This is a genomic window from Pseudomonas sp. LBUM1661 (genome assembly GCF_059695925.1).
Genome location: NZ_CP166794.1, coordinates 5,145,589 through 5,161,395, shown reverse-complemented (window position 1 = coordinate 5,161,395; position 15,807 = coordinate 5,145,589). Strand labels below are relative to the sequence as shown.

Here is a 15,807-nt window from a genome sequence, read left to right as displayed (position 1 = left end):
GAGCGAGCCTGCTCGCGATAGCAGTGTGTCAGTCGACATCTATAGCGGATGATAAACCGCTATCGCGAGCAGGCTCGCTCCCACAGGGGATTGGGGTGAGTTCGGGATTTAGGGCAACAAAAAGGCCCCCGTTTCGGGAGCCTTGATGTTCAGCCGTTCGACTTACATGTTCGGGTAAGTCGGGCCGCCGGAGCCTTCCGGTGCCACCCAGGTAATGTTCTGTGCAGGGTCCTTGATGTCGCAGGTCTTGCAGTGAACGCAGTTCTGGGCGTTGATCTGGAAGCGCTTCTCGCCGTCTTCCTTGGTCACCACTTCGTACACGCCGGCCGGGCAGTAGCGCTGGGCAGGCTCATCGTACAGTGGCAGGTTCTTGCTGATCGGGATGCTCGGGTCAGTCAACTTCAGGTGGCACGGCTGTTCTTCTTCATGGTTGGTACCGGAGATGAACACCGAGCTGAGTTTGTCGAAGCTGATCTTGCCGTCGGGTTTCGGGTAGTCGATCTTCTTGCAGTCGGCCGCGAGTTTGAGGCAAGCGTAATCCGGCTTGGTGTCGTGCAAGGTGAACGGCAGTTTGCCGCCGAAGATGTTCTGGTCGAGCCAGTTGAAACCGCCACCGACGATGGCGCCGAACTTGTGGATCGCCGGGCCGAAGTTACGGCTGGCAAACAGCTCGTCGTAGAGCCAGCTCTTCTTGAAGGCGTCGACGTAAGTGGTCAGCTCTTCGGTGCCGTCTTTCTCGGCGAACAGCGCTTCGGCCACGGATTCAGCGGCGAGCATCCCGGACTTCATCGCGGTGTGGCTGCCCTTGATCTTGGCGAAGTTCAGGGTGCCGAGGTCGCAGCCGATCAGCGCGCCGCCCTTGAAGACCATTTTTGGCAGCGAGTTCAGGCCGCCCTTGCAGATGGCGCGCGCGCCGTAGCTGATGCGCTTGCCGCCTTCCAGGTACTGCTTGAGCACCGGGTGATGCTTGAGGCGCTGGAACTCGTCGAACGGCGACAGGTAGGTGTTGCTATAGGACAGATCGACGATCAGGCCGACCACCACCTGGTTGTTTTCCAGGTGATAGAGGAACGAGCCGCCGGTGTTCTCGGTGCCCATGATGTCCAGCGGCCAACCGGCGGTGTGCACCACCAGGCCTGGTTGATGCTTGGCCGGATCGATTTCCCAGATTTCTTTCAGGCCGATGCCGTAGTGCTGGGCATCGGCCTCGCTGTCGAGGTTGAAGCGCTTGATCAGCTGCTTGCCGATATGGCCGCGGCAACCTTCGGCGAACAGCGTGTACTTGCCACGCAGTTCCATGCCCGGGGTGTACAGGCCTTCTTTCGGATGGCCTTCGCGGTCAACGCCCAGGTCGCCAGTGATAATCCCGCGAACCACGCCGTTCTCGTCGAACAGTGCTTCCTGAGCGGCGAAGCCCGGGTAGATTTCCACGCCCAGGTTCTCGGCCTGCTGAGCCAGCCAGCGGCACAGATTGCCCAGGGAGATGATGTAGTTGCCTTCGTTGTGCATGGTCTTGGGCACAAAGAGGTCAGGGATTTTCTGCGCGCTGTCGGCGTTCTTGAGGACGAAAATGTCGTCGCGGGTGACCGGCGTGTTCAGCGGCGCGCCGAGTTCTTTCCAGTCCGGGAACAATTCGTTCAGGGCGCGTGGTTCGAACACGGCACCGGACAAGATGTGAGCACCGACTTCGGAGCCTTTTTCGACCACGCAGACGCTGATTTCCTTACCGGCTTCGGCGGCCTTCTGCTTCAAGCGGCAGGCGGCGGAAAGACCAGCGGGGCCGGCACCGACGATGACGACGTCGAATTCCATGTATTCGCGTTCCACAGGTTATCTCCTACTCAAGGCTCAACAGTTTTTTTTCTAATTGGAAGTTTGGTGTCGCATCCATGAATTCCTGCGCAATGCGGGAAGAGGACAATCGATGAACCACCTTTCTCTCTGGGTGGCGCATTATATCTACACCACTCCTAGCGTCCAATACAAACGTTTGTTTGAATCGGCTCAAAGCCAGAGAAATCAAAGTCACGCGGCTTATGACTGGCCATTTTGCCGTATTGACCGGAATAGGCGTTCCGGTCAAGATACGGTCGGTTTTGCGCTCGCCGTAGGCTGACTGTTGGTTTCAAGAGCACCTCTAAAGACAGGGCGATGGCGGTACAAGGTGATGCGCCGCGCGGGCTTGGCGCGCAGTTTACACGCCGCGATATTGAATGACTCGTTAGTCACCACTGACGAACGGTCATGCGCATCGTGAGCGAGGGTCCCTTGACACATGTGCCGGCGTTTTTGGAGGTGCCCTTGCGCCCGATGAGCATCAACCGCCAGGTTCGCCTAGGCGACTTTCTTTTCACCGGAGAGTAACGAGGAATCCATGAAGGTTCTTGTAGCTGTCAAACGCGTTGTGGATTACAACGTCAAGGTTCGCGTCAAGGCGGACAATTCCGGCGTCGACCTCGCTAACGTGAAGATGTCGATGAACCCATTCTGCGAAATCGCCGTGGAAGAAGCCGTACGCCTGAAAGAGAAAGGCGTTGCGACTGAAATCGTCGTCGTCTCGATCGGCCCGTCCACCGCTCAAGAGCAACTGCGCACCGCGCTGGCTCTGGGTGCCGACCGCGCCATCCTCGTCGAATCCGCTGAAGATCTGACTTCCCTGGCCGTTGCCAAATTGTTGAAAGCAGTTGTCGACAAGGAACAGCCGCAGCTGGTGATCCTTGGCAAACAAGCCATCGACAGCGACAACAACCAGACTGGCCAGATGCTCGCTGCACTGAGCGGCTACGGTCAGGGCACGTTCGCCTCGAAAGTCGAGATCAGCGGCGACAGCGTTGCCGTGACGCGCGAAGTCGACGGCGGCGCGCAGACGGTTTCCCTGAAACTGCCGGCCATCGTCACCACCGACCTGCGTTTGAACGAGCCGCGTTACGCGTCCCTGCCAAACATCATGAAAGCCAAGAAGAAGCCTCTCGAAGTGCTGACTCCGGACGCTTTGGGCGTTTCCACCGCCTCCACCAACAAGACCGTGAAAGTCGAAGCGCCGGCTGCACGCAGCGCGGGTATCAAGGTCAAGTCGGTGGCTGAACTGGTCGAGAAACTGAAAAACGAAGCGAAGGTAATCTAAATGACTATCTTGGTTATTGCTGAACACGACAACAAAGTGCTGGCCCCGGCCACGCTGAACACCGTGGCTGCCGCCGTCAAAATCGGTGGTGACATCCACGTGCTGGTTGCAGGTCAAGGCGCTGGCGCCGTGGCTGAAGCGGCGGCGAAAATCGCTGGTGTGAGCAAAGTCCTGAACGCTGACAATGCTGCTTACGCGCATCAGTTGCCGGAAAACGTTGCTCCTCTGGTTGCCGAGCTGGGCAAGGGCTACAGCCACATCCTGGCTGCCGCCACTTCCAACGGCAAAAACATCCTGCCGCGCGTTGCCGCTCAGCTGGACGTTGACCAGATCTCCGAGATCATCTCGGTCGAAAGCGCTGACACGTTCAAGCGCCCGATCTACGCCGGTAACGCCATCGCAACCGTGCAATCGAACGCTGCGGTCAAAGTGATCACCGTGCGTGCTACCGGTTTCGACCCGGTTGCCGCTGAAGGGGGTTCGGCCGCTGTTGAAGCCGTTGCCGCTGCTCACGATGCTGCGATTTCCAGCTTCGTCGGCGAAGAACTGGCCAAGTCCGATCGTCCGGAACTGACCGCTGCCAAGATCGTCGTTTCCGGCGGTCGCGGCATGCAGAACGGTGACAACTTCAAACACCTGTACGCCCTGGCTGACAAGCTGGGCGCTGCTGTCGGTGCTTCCCGCGCCGCGGTCGACGCAGGTTTTGTACCCAACGACATGCAGGTCGGTCAGACCGGCAAGATCGTTGCTCCACAGCTGTACATCGCCGTCGGTATCTCCGGCGCGATCCAGCACCTGGCCGGCATGAAAGACTCCAAAGTGATCGTTGCGATCAACAAGGACGAAGAAGCGCCGATCTTCCAGGTGGCCGATTACGGCCTGGTGGCTGACTTGTTCGAAGCCATCCCAGAGTTCGAGAAGCTGGTCTAACCCAGCCGCTTGACTTATAAAGAGCCCGACCTTTTGGTCGGGCTTTTTTTTTGCTTTTCTGTAGGAGCGAGCTGGCTCGCGATGGACGTCAACGATGACGCGTGAGTCCTGTATAAACGCGGCGCATTGAAGAGCATCGCGAGCCAGCTCGCTCCTACAGGTAAACCGTTTGAGTGGAGTGTATTGCCATGGAGCTGCGCCGAGTGTTTGGTTGGTCATTGTTGCTGTTGCCGGCGCTGTCTTTCGCCGCGGGCAAGTGCGAGCGGCTGGTAGTCACCGGCAGCCCGGATGCGCCGCCGTACCTGTGGCAAGACCCGCAAAACCCCAAGCACCTGATCGGCGCCAGTGCCGATTTATTGCAGCAAGTGGCGGGGCAGTTGGGCATCAAGGTTGACATACTCTACGCCGGCAAACGCTCCCAGGCCCTGGACGAAGTGCGCAGCGGGCGCATGGACATGCTGGCCGATGCGCCGTTGACCGTCAGCGAACTGGAGTCCCTGGATTACATTCATCCGCCGTTGCTGGAAAACGATTACCTGGTCTGGACCCGCAAAGACTCGGCATTGGTCTACAACCAACTGCAAGACTTGCATGGTCATCCCGGCGCTTTGTCGGAAAAGTCTCGAATGACGCAGGCATTCGGCATGTTCGCCGAGCAGCAATTGACCCTCGTGCGTACGCCCAACCTGACCCAGGCCTTGCAGAAATTGCTCTTGGGCGAAGTGGAATTTGTCCTCGCGGGACGCTACTCGGGCATGGCCGCCGCGCAGGCACTGAGCATGGACAACGATCTGGTCGCGCGCCCACAACCGGTCGACAAACCCGGCCTGTTTCTCGCGGTTTCCCACAACTCCGCCTGCAACGATCCGTGGTTGCGCGGACAGCTGGCCAAAAAGATGACAGAATTGCCCGCGTCCGGACTGACGGAAGCTGTGCTGCAACGCAACATCGAGCGTTGGAAAGCGCAGCAACAGCAACAACCCGCCAGTACCCCAAAACAGTAGGGATTTTTAGTGAGTATTCGACCTCTTTTCGCTGCCCTGGCCGTTCTGGCTCTGGCGGGTTGTGCAGCCGATCCGGCGCCGAATGAACAATTGCGCCTGACCGAGCAAGCGCTCGAACAAGCCAAGGCCGTCGGCGCCACAGCCGATGATGTACCGGAAATGAAATTGGCCGAAGACAAGTTCAACCGTGCCAAGGGCAGCATGAACGACCAATCCTTCAAGAACGCACGCATGCGCGCCGAACAGGCTGAGCTGGATGCGCGCCTGGCCGAAGCCAAGGTACTGACCCTCAAGAGCGAGGAGCAGTTGAACGTGCTCAATACCCGCATCACTCGCCTGCGCAAGCAACTGGGAGATGCCCAATGAGCCTCAAGAGCACAGTACTCGGCGGCTTGATCCTGGCCGGTTGCGCCAGCCTTTATGGCTGTGCCGGTCAGCACAGCGAGACCGCGTTGCAGCAGGCCGGCACTGACTTCCAGAAGGTCAAGGAAGACTCCAACGTGCTGCGAATCGCGCCCAAGGACGTGATCCGTGCCGGTGAATCCCTGGCCCGCGCCGATCGCTTGTCCAGTTACTGGGGCAGCGGCTCGGACGTGGTGCATTACGCTTACCTGAGCCAGCGCTACAGCGAAATTGCCCGCGAACATACCAATCAGGTCCTCAATGAGGAACGGGCCGCCAAGCTCGAACTGGAACGTCAGCGCCTGCAACTGGCCCTGCGCGAATCGAAATTGCTCAGCGTGCAGCAGCAGGGCAAGTGGCTTGAAGAGCAGATTGTCGCGCTGGCCACCACCCAGACCGACCGTGGCCTGGTGATGACCCTCGGCGACGTGTTGTTCGATACCGGCGAAGCGGAGTTGAAAAACTCGGCGAACCGCGTGGTGTTGAAGATCGTGCAGTTCCTGCAGCTCAACCCCAAGCGCGTGGTGCGCATCGAAGGCTATGCCGACAGTACCGGCGGCAAGCAGGAAAACCTCAAGCTGTCCCGTGACCGTGCGCAATCGGTGGCAGACGTGCTGATGGACCTGGGCATCGACGACAAACGTATTCAGGTTGAAGGTTACGGCGATGAATACCCGGTCGACGTGAACGCCTCCGAACGGGGACGTGCGCAGAACCGTCGGGTGGAAATTGTATTCTCCGACGAAAAAGGCCAGCTCGGCGCCGCCCGTTAAGGGTTGCGTCACTGGAAAACCCGGCCTGCCATGCAGCGCCGGGTTTTTTTACGCCTGCCGGTCAGCTCGCCCATGCCAGAAAAAGCAGTACAGATTTTGCTGACACCGCACTGTACGGTCGACTATTGTGGCAACTGTCCCCGTACACTTCTAAACTGTTCCGGTATTGTTTCATACAAGAATAAAATGCCCGTGAAATCGAGTGCTGCGTCATGACCAATCTCTTGCTCTACCAACGTATTGCTCAACAACTGGCCGAAGACATCCGCCGTGGTGTCTATCAACCGGGGGAGCGCGTGCCTTCGGTGCGCAAGATGAGTTCGCAGCTCAACGTCAGCCATGCGACGGTGTTGCAGGCGTACGCCAACCTGGAAGATCAGGGCCTGATCCGTGCCCGGCCGCAATCGGGTTACTACGTGCACCAGACGCCGGCGCTCACCGCGCCGACGCCGGACATCGCCCGAGTCGAGCGTCCAGGCCTGGTCACCCGCAGCAGCATCATTCAACAAGTGTTGGTCGAATCCCGCCGCGAGGGTGTCTTTCCCTTGGGCGCCGCGGTGCCCAGCGTCGACTATCTGCCGGTGCGGGCGCTGCATCAGCAGTTGGCCAAAGTCACCCGTTTCCATAGTCCGCGCGCCTTCAGCTACATGTTCAGCCCCGGTTTCGAACCGCTGCGGCGGCAAGTGGCGATTCGCATGCGTGACGCCGGCGTGGTGGTCGACCCCTCGGAAGTGGTGATTACCCACGGCTGCGTCGATGCCCTGCAGATGTCCTTGCGCGTACTGACCCGGCCGGGCGATTTGATCGCTGCCGAGTCGCCGACCTATTACGGTTTGCTGCAACTGGCGGACCTGCTGGGCCTCAAAGTCATCGAAATTCCCAGCGATCCGGCCACCGGCATGAGCCTTGAAGCGCTACAACTGGCGGCCAACCAGTGGTCGATCAAAGCCCTGGTGCTGACCACTCGTCTGAGCAATCCACTGGGCGGCACGATGCCCGAGGAACGCCAGAAGCAATTGCTGCGTCTGGCCTCGGATTTCGATATCCAGATTGTCGAAGACGATATCTACGGCGAACTGATGTTCGAGCAAGGTCGCACCAAATCACTCAAGGCCTACGATCGGCTGGATCGGGTGATCTATTGCTCAAGCTTTTCCAAAACCCTGTCGCCAGGTGTGCGGATCGGCTGGATGATTGCCGGCAAATACCAGCAGGAAATCCAGCGTTTGCAGACCTTCAGTACTCATTCCGCTTGCAGCGTCACGCAGATGGGCATTGCCGCTTATCTGGAGAATGGCGGCTACGACCGGCATTTGCGCTACATCCGTCAGGAGTACCGCAAGAATCTCAGCGCCTTCCAGCTGGCGGTGCAACAGTATTTCCCGGAAGGCACGCAGATGACCCGGCCGACCGGCGGCTTCATTTTGTGGGTCAGTTTGCCGGGACGGGTCAATACCCAGGAACTGCACGTGCGCGCCTTACAACAAGGCATCAGCATCGCGCCGGGGCTGATTTTCAGTAACACCGAGCAGTTCAATCACTGCATCCGGCTGAACTGCGGCACACCCTGGAACCGTGAAGCGGAGCGCGCCTTGATGACCCTCGGCATGCTCGCCACCCAGCTATGCCAGGAGATGGCCGGCGGCATTTGACGGATTGGGCAGGTTCTTCCTGCCCGAGCTTGTCTTGTTGCGTGCAACAGGCGAGCATACGGCCCTCTGCCGCTAGCGCTGTTGGGTCCATGAAACCTATTTTCGCCGCCGTTTGGCTATCGATCTGCCTGTTGATGACCTTGCATGCCGAAGGCGTCATGGCGGCTGCCGTTCAGGAAAAACCACCCGCAAGCGCCACGTCGAAGAAACCGGCACCGGCCAAGAAAGCCGCGCCGGTGAAAAAGAAGGCTGCAGTGGTGAAAAAGCGTCCGCCGATTGCTTCCAAATCGAAACCGGCGAGCGAGGTGGTGAAAACTCAACTCCCGCCGGCGACACTGGATTTGAGCCTGCCCAAGGACATGGCCGAGGAGCTGAAGCCGATCGGTACAGTCCCGATGCCCCGCCACGATACGGTGTTGCCGCAAATGTTCGGCGACAAGGCCACTCCGTTTCAGCTCAACGGAAGGCTGATCAGCAACGAAATGCAGCTACAACTGCGTAACGAAGAGCGCCGTGAAGTCGAAGGCGCCGCGCTGGAATTCGAGTTCAAGCGTTAATTTCATCCCCTCGGTGACCCGTCAACCAGACGCTTTGTCGGAGACTGGTCAGTCACCTTCGTTTCAGCGAAAAAACCCGGCCCGAAGTAATTTTAAACAACTGTTTTAGCGGTTACTCTGTGCCCCGTCCTTTAACACATCAGCTATCGCGAGGAGCTCGTCGTCATGAAATGCCGTGCAGGCTGTGGCGCCTGTTGCATTGCCCCTTCCATCAGTTCACCCATTCCCGGCATGCCCAATGGCAAGCCTGCGGGAGAACGCTGCGTACAACTCTCTGTCGAAAACCTGTGCAGCATTTTCGGTAAGCCGGAGCGCCCGGCGGTGTGTTCGGCGTTCGAGGCCGACGTCGAGGTGTGCGGTAGCAGTAATGACGAAGCAATCAAATTGCTGGGTTGGTGGGAGGAAATGACGGCTGCGTGATGTGTTCGAGGAACGGAACTTCAACAATAAGGAATAAGACTATGGGTTCGCTGCATCGAATGGCTGTGTTGTGTGGTTTGACGGTTTTACTGGCCTCCACGGCTGCTCAGGCCGAAGACTGGAAAGTCGCCAAGAATGAAGACGGCATCAAGGTTTCCCTGAGTGAAGTGGCCGGGTCAGATTACAAGGCTTACCAGGGTGTCACGTTGATGAAAACCACCATGGCCAAGTTGCGTGCGCTGCAGGAAGACGTGTCCGGCGCCTGTGCCTGGATTCACGAGTGCAAGTCCCAGAAGTTGCTCAAGCACGAAGGCGATCAGAGCTGGACCTATACGCAGTTCAATACGCCTTGGCCGGTGACTGCGCGTGATTCGGTGTTGCATATCACTAGCACCGTGGGTGCTGATGGCAGCCTGACTCGCAAACTTGAAGGTGTGCCGACGTACATTCCTGAAGAGAAGGGTTTTGTGCGGGTGACAAAGGTTGATGGTTTCTGGAAATTTGTGCCCAAGGGCGATCAGGTTGAAGTGACTTATCAGGTGCACACCGAGCCGGGCGGCAGCATTCCTTCGATGGTTGCCAACAAATTTGTGGTGGATGCGCCGTTTAATACCTTGAAAGCTTTGAAGGAACGCGCTGAGAAGTAACGGCGGCTACCGCGGCATCCTTGCCGCGGCAGCCCTTTGCGCAACGCGCAACAGCAGGATCAAAAGATCGCAACCTTCGGCAGCTCCTACATTGACCGTGTGTGCCCATCCATTTGTAGCGCACCGATCCCCTGTAGGAGCGAGCTTGCTCGCGATGAACCCACAGGCACCGCGTTTTTCCCGCTGAAACACGTCATCGTTAACGTTCTTCGCGAGCAAGCTCGCTCCTGCAGGGGAATGCGTATTCCCCAATCAGGCCAGCCGGCATGCCGAGCCACGGCGAGGCACCGAACGAAAGGGCCGCAGCCTTAATTGTGTTTCCAGATATCGCCCTGTACGAAATTTTCACAAAGCGTCCAAGACAATTCGCCCGCGCCAACATCCGGGCAGTAATCAATGGCATTGCGGCGGTTGATCGTGCAACATTTGCGCACCGCGCAAGCCCCGGGGCCGAGAACTGGCCAACAGAGGGCAAGGCGCAGCTGTATTTTTGAAACTTAAACTTCCAATGGGTCCTAAAACGACATGGCAATCCCGGACGCCCTGAATCAGCAGCGAGCTTCTAGTCGCCTGCTGCAACCGACCGTCAAATCGCATCTGGCCTACACGCTGCTGTGTGCTCTGGTCATGATGGTCATGTTCAGCCTGCTGCGCGTCGCGCTGCTGGTCTACAACCGCGAAATGATCCTCGACACACCCGCATCGACTTTTTTCGAAGCCTTCGCCAACGGCCTGCGTTTCGACCTGCGCCTGGTGGTCTACCTCTGCATTCCGTTGCTGCTGGCACTGTTCAGTGCCCGGGCCATGGCCGCACGCGGGTTTTTCCGTTTCTGGCTGACCATCGCCTCGAGCATCGCGCTGTTCCTCGGCCTGATGGAGATGGACTTCTACCGCGAGTTCCACCAGCGCCTCAACGGCCTGGTCTTCCAGTATGTGAAAGAAGACCCGAAAACCGTGATGAGCATGCTCTGGTACGGTTTCCCGGTGGTTCGCTACCTGCTGGCCTGGGGCGTGGGTACCTTGATCCTGACCTTGGCATTCAAGGGCGCCGATCGCGCTACCCGCCCTCGCGGCCCGTTCAGCGGCGGCAGCATCGGCACGCGCCAGATCGCGCCGTGGTATTCACGCATCGCCGTGTTCGTGGTGTGCCTGCTGGTGTGTGTGGTTGCCGCTCGCGGCACCCTGCGTCAAGGCCCGCCGCTGCGTTGGGGTGACGTCTACACCACCGACTCGAACTTCGCCAACCAGTTGGGCCTCAACGGCACATTGTCGCTGGTCGCGGCGGCCAAGAGCCGGATGTCCGAAGATCGCGACAACATCTGGAAAGCGACGTTGCCACAGCCGCAAGCCCAGCAAATCGTGCGTGACCTGCTGGTGATGCCGGACGACAAACTGGTGGATAGCGAGACCGCGGCCGTGCGTCGCGACTACACGCCGCCGAGCGACAAGACACTGCCGATCAAGAACGTCGTCGTGATCCTGATGGAAAGCATGGCCGGTCACTCGGTCGGCGCCTTGGGCGCACCGGGCAACATCACGCCGTACCTCGACAAACTGTCGAAAGAAGGCCTGCTGTTCGACCGCTTCTTCTCCAACGGCACCCACACCCACCAGGGTATGTTCGCCACGATGGCCTGCTTCCCGAACCTGCCGGGTTTCGAATACCTGATGCAGACCCCGGAAGGCAGCCACAAACTGTCGGGCCTGCCGCAATTGCTCAGTGCTCGTGACTACGACGACGTGTACGTCTATAACGGCGACTTCGCGTGGGATAACCAGTCGGGTTTCTTCAGCAGCCAGGGCATGACCAACTTCATCGGTCGTAACGACTTCGTCAACCCGGTGTTCTCCGACCCGACGTGGGGCGTGTCCGACCAGGACATGTTCGACCGTGGCCTGACAGAGCTCAAGGCGCGGGAAAACGGCAAGCCGTTCTACGCGTTGCTGCAAACCCTGTCGAACCACACGCCATACGCCTTGCCGACGCCATTGCCGGTCGAGCGTGTGACCGATCGCGGTAGCCTGAACGAACATTTGACCGCCATGCGTTACGCGGACTGGGCGCTGGGCCAGTTCTTTGAAAAGGCCCGCAAGGAGCCGTACTTCAAGGAAACCCTGTTTGTCATCGTCGGCGACCACGGGTTTGGCAACGAGCGTCAGATCACCGAAATGGACCTGGGCCGCTTCAACGTACCGATGCTGATGATCGCGCCGGGCATCCAGGAAAAATTCGGCCAGCGTGACCACACCGTGGGTACGCAGATCGACATCGTGCCGACCATCATGGGTCGCATCGGTGGCGAAGTGCGCCATCAGTGCTGGGGACGTGACCTGCTCAATCTGCCTGAAGGCGACACCGGTTTTGGTGTGATCAAGCCATCGGGCAGTGAACAGACCACGGCGATCATCACCGCTGACCAGATTCTGGTGCTGCCGAAAGAAAAAGAAATGGCGCCGAAGATGTACCGGTACGAACTGGGCGCCACGCCGCACGCCGAGATCGTGCCGGATGCACCGCGTACAGCCGAGCTGAAACTCAAGCTCGAAGCGTTCCTGCAAACGGCGACCAAAAGCCTGATCGACAACACCGCCGGTGTGGTTGACGGCAAGCCGGACTAAAGAGTGGCGCAATAAAAAAGAGGCCCTGGGGGCCTCTTTTTTTTGCCTTTTAATTCTTTATATCTTGCCAAGCAACAGCAGGATCAACAGCACTACCAACACCACGCCGATGATACCCGACGGGCCATAACCCCAACTTCTGGAGTGAGGGAAGACCGGCAAACCACCTACCAGCAGGAGGATCAGAATAACGATAAGAATTGTGCCCATGTCTATTTCCTTGTTGGAAGTGTTCTCGAATGACCTAGCTTGTAACTATCAGCTGGAATGCAAATAAACCCGAGCTGCTTACAAAATCCGACTGTCGCACATGAAGGAAAATTCCAAGTTTTTTTAATGTTTTTCGAAGAAAGGCTTATTTCGTTTTATATGGCGCTAGTTGATTCAGGCGCTCCCACGGTTTGCTCGGGCCATTCAGCAATCTGATGGAGCGTGGGTCCGGCAATTTCCTTCGCTACACTCGGCAGATCTTCCCCGGAACAACAAGGCTGTTTGCTATGCAAAATCGCATGATGATCACTGGCGCGGGCTCTGGCCTGGGTCGCGAAATCGCGCTGCGCTGGGCGCGCGAAGGCTGGCAGCTGGCATTGTCGGACGTCAGCGAGCCCGGCCTGCAAGAAACTTTGAAACTGGTCCGAGAAGCCGGCGGCAACGGTTTCATCCAGCGTTGCGACGTGCGCGATTACAGCCAGCTGACGGCCTTCGCCCAGGCCTGCGAAGAGAAACTCGGTGGCATCGATGTCATCGTCAACAATGCCGGCGTCGCCTCGGGCGGGTTCTTTAACGAACTGTCCCTGGAAGACTGGGACTGGCAGATCGCAATCAACCTGATGGGCGTGGTCAAGGGCTGCAAGGCCTTCCTGCCGCTGTTGGAAAAAAGCAAAGGCAAGATCATCAATATCGCGTCGATGGCGGCCCTGATGCAAGGCCCGGCCATGAGCAACTACAACGTGGCCAAGGCCGGTGTGGTGGCGCTGTCGGAAAGCCTGCTGGTCGAACTGGCGCAACAGGAAATCGCTGTGCATGTGGTGTGCCCGTCGTTCTTCCAGACCAACTTGCTGGATTCCTTCCGAGGCCCGACACCGGCCATGAAAGCCCAGGTCGGCAAGTTGCTGGAAAGCTCGCCCATCAGCGCAGCCGACATTGCCGACTACATCTATCAGCACGTCGCCGACGGCGAGTTCATGATCCTGCCGCACGAGCAGGGCCGGATGGCCTGGGCGCTCAAGCAGAAGAACCCGCAACTGCTTTACAACGAAATGACCGTCATGGCCGACAAAATGCGCGCCAAGGCCAAACAAACCGCAGGCTGACTTGCCCGCAGGCAACTCCCTCGTTAGGGTGGCCGCCATCGGCCATCCCTCGCGAGACGTTTGCATGCTCAATTACCTGTGGTTTTTCCTCGCCGCACTGTTCGAAATCGCCGGTTGCTTCGCCTTCTGGATGTGGCTGCGCCAGGGAAAAAGCGTTTGGTGGGTGGTACCGGCACTGCTCAGCCTGACCTTGTTCGCGTTGCTATTGACCCGAGTCGAAGCCACTTACGCCGGGCGCGCGTATGCCGCTTACGGTGGCATCTACATCATTGCGTCGATCGGCTGGCTGGCGGTGGTCGAGCGGATTCGTCCGCTGGGCTCGGACTGGATTGGTGTGGCGCTGTGCGTGATCGGGGCCAGTGTCATCCTTTTCGGGCCGCGCTTCTCCGCGTCCTGAAAGGGCTGTCCTTCATTGACGGGTTATGTCGGACGTTTCCGTAAGGGGCGTACGGCCCACGCTGTAGGGACGGTCTGATTTGCTGCCGCTGCATTGAAGACCTGTGGCTTGGCGGGCATCTTCAGGGTTCGATAACCCTGAAGGACGAATGCCATGCTTGTACTCAGTCGCGTTGTGGGCGAATTGATTTCCATCGGTGACGAGATTTCCGTGCGCGTGGTGGCGGTCAGTGGAGACACCGTGCGCTTCGGTATCGAAGCGCCACGGGCCGTCCCTGTGCACCGGGCAGAAATCTACGACCGTATCCAGCTCGAACTGGATAAGACCAAGGGGCGCTGAGGCCTCAGTCGAACAGGTGCTTGGGCACGTCATGCTTGAGCATCAACTGGCATTGCTCGCTGTCCGGATCGAAGACGATCAAGGCCTGGCCTTTGGTCAACGCCTGACGAACGCGCAGCACGCGGGTTTCCAGCGGCGTGTCATCACCGTTGTCGGTGCCGTCACGGGTCACGAAATCCTCGATCAGGCGGGTCAGGGTGTCGACTTCAAGTTGGTCGTAGGGGATCAGCATAGGCACCTCGGCTAAACAATGGCGCGATGCTACGGCGAATGGGCGGTGGCGGCTAGCCCGGGCCTGATGCGGTGCCTGATTTGACGCTTTCGCGGGCAAGCCTCGCTCCTACAATTGAACGCCTCGCTCCTGTAGGAGCGAGGCTTGCCCGCGAAGGCAATCTTTCAAACAACGAAAACCCTTGGATCAACTCTCCGACCGCTGCCCCACCAGACTGTCCACCGACGGCACCCGGGTATCGCTTTCCATCTGCGTGTCATGTTCGATCTGATGACTGAACCGGTCCAGCGAACCCTTGGCCGGTTGCGCATCGCTGGCGAACACCGGCGGGCTGAGGATGTAAGCGCCGAGTAAGCGGCTGAGCGCTGCCAGGCTGTCGATGTGGGTGCGTTCATAACCGTGGGTGGCGTCGCAGCCGAAGGCGAGCAGGGCGGTGCGAATGTCATGGCCGGCGGTCACTGCCGAGTGCGCATCGCTGAAGTAATACCGGAACAGGTCGCGGCGCACCGGCAGCTCGTTGTCACTGGCCAGTCGCAGCAAGTGCCGTGACAAATGATAGTCATACGGCCCGCCGGAATCCTGCATCGCCACGCTCACCGCGTGTTCGCTGGAGTGCTGGCCCGGCGCGACGGGCGCAATGTCGATGCCGACGAATTCACTGACGTCCCACGGCAATGCCGCCGCAGCGCCGCTGCCGGTTTCCTCGGTGATGGTGAACAACGGATGACAATCGATCATCAGCTCTTCGCCGCTGTCGACGATCGCTTTCAGCGCCGCCAGCAACGCGGCGACACCGGCCTTGTCGTCGAGGTGACGAGCGCTGATGTGGCCGCTTTCGGTGAACTCGGGCAGTGGGTCGAAGGCGACGAAATCGCCGACGCTGATGCCCAATGAGTCGCAATCGGCGCGAGTGGCGCAATAGGCGTCGAGGCGCAATTCGATGTGATCCCAACTGATCGGCATTTCATCCACGGCGGTATTGAACGCGTGCCCGGAAGCCATCAGCGGCAACACGCTGCCACGGATCACGCCGTTGTCGGTGAACAGGCTCACGCGACTGCCCTCGGCAAAACGACTGGACCAGCACCCGACGGGGGCCAAGGTCAGACGACCGTTGTCCTTGATCGCGCGAACCGCCGCGCCGATGGTGTCCAAGTGCGCCGAGACCGCGCGGTCCGGGCTGTTCTTCTTGCCCTTGAGGGTGGCGCGGATGGTCCCGCGCCGGGTCATTTCAAACGGAATGCCCAGCTCTTCAAGCCGCTCGGCGACGTAGCGCACGATGGTGTCGGTGAACCCGGTCGGGCTGGGAATGGCGAGCATTTCCAGCAGGACTTTTTGCAGGTAGTTGAGGTCTGGTTCGGGAATTTTGCTGGTCATGGAAACTCCTGATGAGTAAAC

Annotated in this window: 18 protein-coding genes; 14 read left to right on the top strand and 4 right to left on the bottom strand. The window is 59.0% G+C overall.

The genetic code is table 11. The annotated features are described in order from the left end of the window. Nucleotides 1–162: 162 nt before the first annotated feature. Nucleotides 163–1,827 carry an electron transfer flavoprotein-ubiquinone oxidoreductase gene (locus ACA057_RS23575; protein WP_497342781.1) on the bottom strand — a complete coding sequence of 555 codons (1,665 nt, stop codon included), beginning with the start codon at nt 1,825–1,827 and terminating at the stop codon, nt 163–165. Nucleotides 1,828–2,374: 547 nt separating this feature from the next. Here ACA057_RS23575 and ACA057_RS23570 point away from each other — a divergent pair. The 11 genes from ACA057_RS23570 to ACA057_RS23520 all read left to right on the top strand — a co-directional run bounded on the left by ACA057_RS23570 (nt 2,375) and on the right by ACA057_RS23520 (nt 12,128). After that, complete coding sequence (locus tag ACA057_RS23570; protein WP_024164570.1) at nt 2,375–3,124, top strand: electron transfer flavoprotein subunit beta/FixA family protein; 750 nt, start codon at nt 2,375–2,377, stop codon at nt 3,122–3,124. Further along, nucleotides 3,125–4,054: an electron transfer flavoprotein subunit alpha/FixB family protein gene (locus ACA057_RS23565; protein WP_497342779.1), complete on the top strand. Its 930-nt coding sequence runs from the start codon at nt 3,125–3,127 to the stop codon at nt 4,052–4,054. It begins immediately after the preceding gene. A gap of 188 nt (nt 4,055–4,242) precedes the next feature. Then, entirely contained in the window at nt 4,243–5,058 is an 816-nt protein-coding gene (locus ACA057_RS23560) for a substrate-binding periplasmic protein (RefSeq protein ID WP_497342777.1), read from the top strand. A gap of 9 nt (nt 5,059–5,067) precedes the next feature. After that, the gene (locus ACA057_RS23555; protein WP_059406836.1) at nt 5,068–5,424 is read left to right on the top strand and encodes a DUF4398 domain-containing protein; all 357 of its coding nucleotides are present in this window, start codon (nt 5,068–5,070) and stop codon (nt 5,422–5,424) included. Beyond that, a complete protein-coding gene (locus tag ACA057_RS23550; RefSeq protein WP_497342775.1) occupies nt 5,421–6,233 on the top strand; it encodes an OmpA family protein in 813 nt (270 codons plus the stop codon). The genes ACA057_RS23555 and ACA057_RS23550 overlap by 4 nt, the downstream gene beginning before the upstream one ends. 212 nt (nt 6,234–6,445) lie before the next feature. Then, a complete protein-coding gene (locus ACA057_RS23545) occupies nt 6,446–7,885 on the top strand; it encodes an aminotransferase-like domain-containing protein (RefSeq protein ID WP_059406834.1) in 1,440 nt (479 codons plus the stop codon). An 89-nt stretch (nt 7,886–7,974) separates the two neighbouring features. Next, the gene (locus ACA057_RS23540) at nt 7,975–8,442 is read left to right on the top strand and encodes a translation initiation factor 2 (RefSeq protein WP_497342773.1); all 468 of its coding nucleotides are present in this window, start codon (nt 7,975–7,977) and stop codon (nt 8,440–8,442) included. Nucleotides 8,443–8,607: 165 nt separating this feature from the next. Beyond that, the gene (locus ACA057_RS23535) at nt 8,608–8,862 is read left to right on the top strand and encodes a YkgJ family cysteine cluster protein (protein ID WP_497342771.1); all 255 of its coding nucleotides are present in this window, start codon (nt 8,608–8,610) and stop codon (nt 8,860–8,862) included. Nucleotides 8,863–8,903: 41 nt separating this feature from the next. Continuing rightward, entirely contained in the window at nt 8,904–9,509 is a 606-nt protein-coding gene (locus ACA057_RS23530; protein WP_497342769.1) for an START domain-containing protein, read from the top strand. 266 nt (nt 9,510–9,775) lie between these two features. Beyond that, on the top strand, nt 9,776–10,003 hold the full coding sequence (locus ACA057_RS23525) for a hypothetical protein (protein ID WP_497342767.1): 228 nt from the start codon (nt 9,776–9,778) through the stop codon (nt 10,001–10,003). Between the two features lie 31 nt (nt 10,004–10,034). Next, the gene (locus ACA057_RS23520) at nt 10,035–12,128 is read left to right on the top strand and encodes an LTA synthase family protein (RefSeq protein ID WP_497342765.1); all 2,094 of its coding nucleotides are present in this window, start codon (nt 10,035–10,037) and stop codon (nt 12,126–12,128) included. A 57-nt stretch (nt 12,129–12,185) separates the two neighbouring features. Here the strand turns inward: ACA057_RS23520 and ACA057_RS23515 are convergent, their stop codons facing one another. Next, nucleotides 12,186–12,344: a DUF3309 family protein gene (locus tag ACA057_RS23515; protein ID WP_169858239.1), complete on the bottom strand. Its 159-nt coding sequence runs from the start codon at nt 12,342–12,344 to the stop codon at nt 12,186–12,188. 281 nt (nt 12,345–12,625) lie between these two features. On the opposite strand from ACA057_RS23515, the gene ACA057_RS23510 reads away from it, so the two are divergent. The 3 genes from ACA057_RS23510 to csrA all read left to right on the top strand — a co-directional run bounded on the left by ACA057_RS23510 (nt 12,626) and on the right by csrA (nt 14,177). After that, the gene (locus tag ACA057_RS23510; protein WP_497342763.1) at nt 12,626–13,441 is read left to right on the top strand and encodes an SDR family oxidoreductase; all 816 of its coding nucleotides are present in this window, start codon (nt 12,626–12,628) and stop codon (nt 13,439–13,441) included. A gap of 64 nt (nt 13,442–13,505) precedes the next feature. Then, complete coding sequence (locus ACA057_RS23505) at nt 13,506–13,838, top strand: YnfA family protein (RefSeq protein WP_059406827.1); 333 nt, start codon at nt 13,506–13,508, stop codon at nt 13,836–13,838. A 153-nt stretch (nt 13,839–13,991) separates the two neighbouring features. Beyond that, a complete protein-coding gene (gene csrA, locus ACA057_RS23500; protein ID WP_497342761.1) occupies nt 13,992–14,177 on the top strand; it encodes a carbon storage regulator CsrA in 186 nt (61 codons plus the stop codon). Between the two features lie 4 nt (nt 14,178–14,181). Here the strand turns inward: csrA and ACA057_RS23495 are convergent, their stop codons facing one another. After that, the gene (locus ACA057_RS23495) at nt 14,182–14,409 is read right to left on the bottom strand and encodes a YheU family protein (protein ID WP_010461751.1); all 228 of its coding nucleotides are present in this window, start codon (nt 14,407–14,409) and stop codon (nt 14,182–14,184) included. A gap of 186 nt (nt 14,410–14,595) precedes the next feature. After that, entirely contained in the window at nt 14,596–15,786 is a 1,191-nt protein-coding gene (locus ACA057_RS23490; RefSeq protein WP_307327371.1) for an osmoprotectant NAGGN system M42 family peptidase, read from the bottom strand. Nucleotides 15,787–15,807 lie beyond the last annotated feature (21 nt).

Coding starts and splice junctions, on each gene's coding strand:
- ACA057_RS23560 (WP_497342777.1), top strand. CDS start 4,243: ATGGAGCTGCGCCGAGTGTTTGGTTGGTCATTGTTGCTGTTGCCGGCG.
- ACA057_RS23530 (WP_497342769.1), top strand. CDS start 8,904: ATGGGTTCGCTGCATCGAATGGCTGTGTTGTGTGGTTTGACGGTTTTA.
- ACA057_RS23570 (WP_024164570.1), top strand. CDS start 2,375: ATGAAGGTTCTTGTAGCTGTCAAACGCGTTGTGGATTACAACGTCAAG.
- ACA057_RS23565 (WP_497342779.1), top strand. CDS start 3,125: ATGACTATCTTGGTTATTGCTGAACACGACAACAAAGTGCTGGCCCCG.
- ACA057_RS23540 (WP_497342773.1), top strand. CDS start 7,975: ATGAAACCTATTTTCGCCGCCGTTTGGCTATCGATCTGCCTGTTGATG.
- ACA057_RS23510 (WP_497342763.1), top strand. CDS start 12,626: ATGCAAAATCGCATGATGATCACTGGCGCGGGCTCTGGCCTGGGTCGC.
- ACA057_RS23490 (WP_307327371.1), bottom strand. CDS start 15,786: ATGACCAGCAAAATTCCCGAACCAGACCTCAACTACCTGCAAAAAGTC.
- csrA (WP_497342761.1), top strand. CDS start 13,992: ATGCTTGTACTCAGTCGCGTTGTGGGCGAATTGATTTCCATCGGTGAC.
- ACA057_RS23520 (WP_497342765.1), top strand. CDS start 10,035: ATGGCAATCCCGGACGCCCTGAATCAGCAGCGAGCTTCTAGTCGCCTG.
- ACA057_RS23545 (WP_059406834.1), top strand. CDS start 6,446: ATGACCAATCTCTTGCTCTACCAACGTATTGCTCAACAACTGGCCGAA.
- ACA057_RS23525 (WP_497342767.1), top strand. CDS start 9,776: ATGCCGAGCCACGGCGAGGCACCGAACGAAAGGGCCGCAGCCTTAATT.
- ACA057_RS23495 (WP_010461751.1), bottom strand. CDS start 14,409: ATGCTGATCCCCTACGACCAACTTGAAGTCGACACCCTGACCCGCCTG.
- ACA057_RS23535 (WP_497342771.1), top strand. CDS start 8,608: ATGAAATGCCGTGCAGGCTGTGGCGCCTGTTGCATTGCCCCTTCCATC.
- ACA057_RS23505 (WP_059406827.1), top strand. CDS start 13,506: ATGCTCAATTACCTGTGGTTTTTCCTCGCCGCACTGTTCGAAATCGCC.
- ACA057_RS23550 (WP_497342775.1), top strand. CDS start 5,421: ATGAGCCTCAAGAGCACAGTACTCGGCGGCTTGATCCTGGCCGGTTGC.